Below are 6819 nucleotides of genomic sequence, written 5' to 3'. Positions count from 1 at the left end.
GATCGCAGCCATCACCCGCATCCGCACAGCCTCCTGCTGAGCAGGCGAAAGCCTCCGCATGTCCCCGGTCAAGTCATCACCCATGCCACACCAACGAACGAGACACCAAAAAGTGACGGATCAATAATTTCCTGGAACGCCGCAGCGGCCGGTCACGAGGCGCGGCGGGAGGCGGAGCTGGGGGGAAGCAAGCGCAGATCCTCTTCGCTCACGAGATCGAACCGAAGGGCGAAGGCGACCAGAGCCTCACGCTTGGAATGCTTGAGTCCGTCATCCTCGGACTTTGACCACTGACCGACGGGAAGCTTACGAAGCGCTAAGTAGTCGATGTGGTAGTTAACGCTGCTACGGTTGGCGTCTTTAAATTGATCGATTCCTCGTAACCTCTCGACAACCTCTCGGAGTGAAGGCACGGCTGTCATAGAGGATTCGCGCAAACGCGGCTCGCACAGCACGACGAGAACAAGGAAGTACTTGCTCGTCTTGTCCAGATGAATTGACGAGATCATTGCCCTCGTGGCCAGGTCCATCTGAAGCAGACGCGGCGGAGGGGCGTAGACAGTGAGCCCAGTGACGCCCGTACTGGTCGGGACCAAAATGCGCGACATTTCAAATGGAATCACCAATTCCAGCTGTCGAGGGCGCACCTTGATCAGCTCGGCACCACCTTCCAGATTCTCGACGACATAGGTAGTACTCATAGTGATATTGGACACAGTGGGTTGCTGGGCGGAAACCTTGAGCCATCCGAGGCTGGGGGTGGCGTTCGGTTGAATCTTTCCCGAGCGTTCGGATATCCCAAATTTGAGTTCTTCGCCGGTTTTCAGGTTGATCCGCCCGCTACTGCTGCGTCCCCGCAGCTGACCGGAGTCACTTTGCCAGGTCACGATCACCTCAATGCCCGCTGCGGGTTTCTGCCCACTTGCCATGGCACCCCCATTTTTCGCGACGTTTGTACCGGACACGCATGTGGCTTGCACGTTACCGGATCTTCGAGCTTGCAGGAAGGCATTCTCTGCGTGCGCACTACCGCGTCACGCCCCAAGCTCGTCATCCGGGCCGACGGCGCCGGGGGGCCACGCAGTCCCGTCTGCTGGCCGCTCGCCGACGCCACCGGCCTGACCGTCGCATTCACCGACGCGCTGCGCCCTCTGCGGCCACGCGGCACCGGACACAACCCGGGCAGGATCGCCGTGGACCTGGCGGTGATGCCCGCGGACGGCGGCGAAGCCATCGCCGACTTGGCCCTATGTGTGTCCAGGGCGAGGTCTCCGGCCCGGTGGCCTCTACCCGGACCGCCTGGCTCTTGCTGGCCGGCATCGACCACACAGCACTGGAAGCACTGCGCACGGCCCGAGCTGCAGCGCGCGAGGTCGCCTGCCCGGGCCGCCGAGACAGACAGTGGCATGCCGGGTCTTCGAACTTGGTGGGGGTGCGGTGGTGACAGGCATGCTCACTGGTCAAACTGTGTGAGGTAGGTGGGGTGACGGTGCCCCGACGCGAGGAGCCCGCAGGCCTTCCCGATCATGGTTGTTCTCTACCCAACCGATCATGAAACCCCACGGGCGTGGGCATCGACGATACCGGGATCAACGAGGCGGCCACGCGACTTCTGAGGGCTGGAGGGGGTGAGTGTGACGCAGATCAAGGACGACGGGCTGGGTGGTTCGCCGGTGTACGTGGTCACGGCCGAGGACTCCGCCCGGGCCTGTCCCTCCTGCGGGCTGTTCGCCACATGCCTGAAGGACTACCGCACCTCCCGGCCCAGGTACCTGCCCTGCGGTGGGCGCCCGGTGAGTATCCGGTGGCGCAAAGCGCGCTGGTACTGCACCGAACCCGTCTGCCCACGTGGCTCGTTCACCAAGGCGATGGGCCCGGTCCCCGCCGGGATGCGGACCTTGGGTTCAAGGGGTCGTCGCAACACCACTTGGTTTCAGGTGGTGGGTAGATCACGTAAACGCTCGGCTGGGGTATCCCAGCCGAGCGTCTTGCGTGGCCGGCCGTTGAGCTCCTGGGCCACGTGTTCGAGGTCCTCGGGACTGTGGACGGTCAGGTCGGTGCCCTTCGGAAAGTACTGCCGCAGCAGCCCGTTCGTGTTCTCGTTCGAGCCGCGTTGCCATGGTGAGGCCGGGTCGCAGAAGTAGACGGGCATGCCGGTGGCCATGCTGAACTGCTGGTGTCGTGCCATCTCGCTGCCCTGGTCCCAGGTCAGGGAGCCGCGCAGGTGCGTGGGCAGGGTCTGGATGGTGGTGACGAGGCCGTCGGGGACGGTCTCGGCGTCGTGGGCTCCGCCGGGCAGGTGGACCAGCATGGTGTAACGGGTGCTGCGCTCGACCAGGGTGGCGATCGCGGAACGGCCGCCCGCGCCGATGATCAGGTCGCCTTCCCAGTGACCGGGCACCGCCCGGTCCTCGATGTCGGCGGGGCGATCGCTGATCATCACCATCGGATCGATGAACCGCGGGGTGCGCCGTTCGGGGTCCCGGCGTGGTTTGCGGCGGGTCCGGCCGGAACGGATGGCTGCCTGAACTTCCTGTTTCAGGCCACCACGGGCCTGGAAATACAGTGCCTGATAGACCGTCTCCACGCTCACCCGCATGCTCTCGTCGTCGGGACGTTCCCTCAGTAGAGCGTGGCAGATCTGCTCCGGCGACCACCGCCTGCGCAGGCCGTCACGGACGAAGCGGCGCAGCCGTCCCTCGCGCAGCAGCTTGCGCTCCTTGGGTCGGGGTCTGCGCGAGGCCGCGGCGCGGTGGGCGGCATAGGGCACGTCCGATCGCCCGCAGCGACCGCCCCGCCGTCCGAAGATCACGAATCCGTTCCCGTTCGGCGAGCGTCAAGAACCGCGGGTGAAGCTGCTTCTCCAGGGCCGTCAGGCCCATCGATGCCTCACACCGCACATCGTGACGGTTCCCGCCGCGTAGTCGACACGACGGCCATCGGCATAGGTGCGCGTGGTGCCGGACTTCTTGACGCCCCGGTCCCAGTCCCGGGCCGTGCGCTCGTTCACCCCCACCCGCCTGGCCGCCGCAGCCTGCGAGACTCCCTTGGCCCGAAGCCGCTCGTACTCGTCCCGCCCCGAATGCCACCGACGCGGCAGACGCACCGAACGCCGTCCGGCCTGCCGGGCCCAGCCGAACGCGGTGTTCGGGTTCACCCCCAGCTCACGCGCCACCACGGTCACGTTCCCCACGACATCCAGACGGGCAAGAAAACGCTCCCGCGACCCCTCAAGATCACCACATTCAACGCCCACGGTCCTCGCAACTCCCACAGATCGCGGGTGTTGCGAGGACCGCTAGCCTCGATGTTTCGTGGTGGGCCGTTGATGGAGTCGGGTGTCCGTTTGGTTGTCAGCGGTTGAGGGCGGGCAGGTCGAGTGCCCGGGTGTCGTCTCGGGTGGACGCCGGATTCCACTGGTCCGGGCTTGCTTCTCTTCTCGTGGGGACAGGCGAATCTGCTGGTCAACCGGGGTTCGGCATGAGTGCGAGCCGTGGGAGGGCGTCTGTGATCTCACGGATCCAGGGCCAGTGGCGGGGGAGTCGGAGGATGCGGCGCCGGCCGGTGGTGATGAGCTGGCCCGCCGCGGAGAACAGGCGGAACCGCAGCCGGCAGGGTTCCCGGAGCCGGGTGGGGCCGGTCAGGGCGAGCATGGGCATCCAGGCCCGGCAGGTCGAGAGCGAGCTGGACGATCTCCAGCCAGACCTTGTTCTGCGTGGTGTGGTGCAGGGGGAGGTTGCGCAGGCCGGTGGACCGGGCGGCCCGGATGCGGTCCTCGGCGCGGGCCCGGAGCCGGTGACGGAGCTCGAGTTCGGCGATCGGCCGGTCGGGGGTGTTGGTGGCGAAACAGGTGATCCGCATGCCGTCCGCGTCCGTGATTCTCAACCGGGCTCCGGGGTGGGGCCGTTCCTTGCGGACGATCAATCGCATGCCCTTGGGCCATCCGTCGAGGAGGTCGCCGGTGAGTTCGGCGATCCAGGCCCCGTCACGAACCTCGCCGTCGGACTCGACGGCGGGTGTCCAGGCTGATGGGGGGATCTTCAGCACCTGGCTGTGGATGGCTTCGGTGATCACCATGCCGACCGAGCAGGACAGCCGGCGTCCTCGCTGGGCGAGCCAGGCCACGAACTCATGGGTGTCCCCGGCCGTGTCGCAGCGGATCAGCGTCCGCCGCCCCTTGCGGTACTTCTTGGGCAGTTGAGTCAGGGCCAGGCGGGTTGTGGTGATGTGGCCGGTGGCGGTGTTGCTGCCCGCGTTGCCCGGCCGCAGCAGAGCGGTGACGGGTTCTCCGGTTCCGCCCGGTCCGTGATCGACGAACGCTGTGAGCGGGTGGTGGCCGCAGGTCTTCTTCCAGGTCGCAGCCGCGTTCTGCTTGTCCGAGTGCGCGAGGACCAGGACCCCGTCCAGGTCCACGATCACTCCCCAGAGGGGGCGCCCCCGGTCCGTCCGCATGCGGGGCCTGGTCACCCGCCAATGCCCGGACGTGTTCACGGACTTCGGAACGTGCGGTGCGGATCGCGGTCAGCGCCTTCTCACCCGGGGCTGCGAGGGTGTCGATCAGCCGGGAGACCGTCGGATCGGAGGCGACCGGCCCGAACACAGCCGGCTCGGACCGCGGCAGGGCAATGTCGGCGAGGCAGTCCCCGCCGAGCGCGACCGCCAGGGCGAGATCCACGAGTCGAAGCCGTCGGCCTTGAAGTTGTGGATCACATCCCTCACCCGGTCGTCGCTGGTGAACGTGACCTCGGCGATCTTCGCCACCGCCATGCCCTGCGCGGACAGCAGCACCATTTGAGCCCGCCGCCAGATCACCACCGACCCGCTGCCACGGCGGATGATCCGCAGCAGCCGCCTGCTCCCGTCGTCATCGATCTCAGGGACCCGCACGCGTTCAGCCACGTGATCATTCTGGCGTCGGAGAGCTTCCCGGCGCAGCAACCGCGCGACACATCACGACAGGGCGAACGTTGCCTGATGCGGCACTCTACTAGGCCAAGTGGTCCGGCAGCTTCGGGGGCCGGCAACGGGATGGCTGAGAATCAGGCGCGACGATCTCCCGTTCCCGCTACGCCAGTCTCACCAGCACCACCGCTGCCAGGGTGCACTGGTGGCCCTGACCGGTCGGCTCGGCTGGTCAGGTGGGCCATGCGGTCAGGAGTTCGGCGGGGCTGTATGTGGCATCGAGGCTGGTGCAGTTGGTTCCGGAGCGGGAGATGGCGACGGTGGGGAGGGCTTCGGGGGTGAGGGCGGCGAGGTCGTGGCGGTCGAAGGGTGAGTTCTCCATCCATTTGACGGAGCCGAGGAACAGCAGCTCTCTGGCGATAGGGCCGCGATCGGCGCCGACGAGGTCGATTTCGATGTCGTTGGTGCGGGTCCAGTAGCCGCCGACGGCCGGAGCCGCGGGAAGTTGTTCGTCGGGCAGCAGCCGGGCGAGTGCCGCGCGGATGAGGGGTTCTACGGCACGTCCGCGCCAACTGGCCCGGTTCCGCTGGATGCGTTCCAGCGTCAGGTCCCCCCGTCCTCGTTCGACTTCGTCCATGGAGGGTCCCAGAAGTCTCAGCCAGAAGTGGAGGTAGGAGTCGGTGACGCGGTAGCGGCGGTCTTCGGAAGGCCTGAGCGCTAGGGGGAGTTCCGTGGTGACGACGCGCTTGTCAGTGAGGAGGGGTGAGTGCCCGCTGCAGCGGGGGGGGGGGGATGCCGCTGGCGGCCTTGGCGATGTTGGAGAAGGTCCGCTCGCCGCTGCCGATCGCCGACAGGACCGCGTGTGCCTGCGCCTGTGGAGGGAACTCCGCGGCCAGTGACCGCTCTGCGGACACCAGCAGCGCGGAGACCGGGCCTGCGAGCACTTGCCCGAGGAAGTCCCAGAGTCCAGCGCCGTGCGGACATTCCGCGCAGATCGGCGGCAGACCCCCGGTCACGAGTGCGGCATCGAAGGCCTTGGCCGCTTCCAGGCCAAGCATGGCGCCGACCTCGGCGGGGTTCAGTGGCCCCCAGCACCATCTCCCGCCCGCGCTGGTGGAAGGGGAGGCCATAGCTGTTGAGCGCCTCCATCATGGACAGGTCCGAGCCGATGAGGATGAGCAGCACGGGTTTGGCTTCCGGCGCCCGGTCCCAGGCCCGCTGCAGCATCCCTTCAAAGGTCCCGGCCTCGTCCATCAGGTACGGCACCTCGTCCAGCACCAGGACGCTCGGCCGGTCGTGCGGCAACGCCGCCGCCAGCACATCGAATGCCGCGTCCCAGTTGTCCGGCTGCGCCGAGGCCACCAGGCTGGCCAGCGGGAGCGTGGAGGCCTGCGCATCTCGCGTCAGATCGTGCCGCGGCGAGGCTGCGGTAGTCGCGTAAAAGAGGAAGGGTGCTCCGCACTGCTCGGCGAACCGCTCCACCAGCCGTGACTTCCCCATCCGTCACCGCCCGCGCAGCGTCACACACCGCCCCGGCCGCTCACCGCCCACCCCGGCGACCGCCTTCTGAAACTCACGATCGAGGGGCGCGAGCCTCATGCCCACGCCCTACGAAGTTCACCATGCCAACCACCTCCCGATCACTCAGAGATAGTGACATCAAAGTTACTAACATCGATGTTAGCTGTAGCCGGTCGAAAGGGGGGCCACGCTCAAGGAGCCGTGGGATCGCCATCGTGGCCGACAGGACCCCCTGCCCAAAACCCCAGGTCAACAAGCCGGGGTGCGGTGAGGGGCCCCGGGGGTACGCCGCATTGCCTCACGGATGTGCGGCGATTGCCGCACGCGAAACGCCCCCTCCGGGGGTGTTTTCGCAGGTCAGGGCTTTGCGCTGGGTGGGGCGGGGTGCTGCCTCTT

Annotated in this window: 1 protein-coding gene and 5 pseudogenes; 1 reads left to right on the top strand and 5 read right to left on the bottom strand. The window is 67.1% G+C overall.

The window, feature by feature from the left end; all coding sequences use genetic code 11:
- Positions 1-152 precede the first annotated feature (152 nt).
- Positions 153-965, bottom strand: a complete 813-nt coding sequence (locus tag FOE67_RS12015) for a hypothetical protein (protein ID WP_323384793.1) — start codon at positions 963-965, stop codon at positions 153-155.
- A gap of 663 nt (positions 966-1628) precedes the next feature.
- Here FOE67_RS12015 and FOE67_RS30630 point away from each other — a divergent pair.
- A pseudogene (locus FOE67_RS30630) lies at positions 1629-1775 on the top strand (hypothetical protein); the annotation flags it as partial.
- 158 nt (positions 1776-1933) lie between these two features.
- Here FOE67_RS30630 and FOE67_RS12010 read toward each other — a convergent pair.
- From FOE67_RS12010 to FOE67_RS11990, 4 pseudogenes are all read right to left on the bottom strand, one after another.
- Positions 1934-3100 (bottom strand): annotated as a pseudogene (locus FOE67_RS12010) (IS30 family transposase).
- Positions 3101-3464: 364 nt separating this feature from the next.
- A pseudogene (locus tag FOE67_RS12000) lies at positions 3465-4678 on the bottom strand (IS1380 family transposase); the annotation flags it as partial.
- Positions 4675-4899, bottom strand: a pseudogene (locus FOE67_RS30365) (helix-turn-helix domain-containing protein); the annotation flags it as partial. The pseudogenes FOE67_RS30365 and FOE67_RS12000, both read right to left, overlap by 4 nt.
- A 235-nt stretch (positions 4900-5134) precedes the next feature.
- A pseudogene (locus tag FOE67_RS11990) lies at positions 5135-6526 on the bottom strand (ATP-binding protein).
- Positions 6527-6819 lie beyond the last annotated feature (293 nt).

This window comes from Streptomyces calidiresistens (assembly GCF_014141525.1).
GTDB lineage: Bacteria > Actinomycetota > Actinomycetes > Streptomycetales > Streptomycetaceae > Streptomyces > Streptomyces calidiresistens.
Note: the sequence above shows the minus strand (reverse complement) of the source record. Positions and strands in the feature narration are given on the sequence as shown.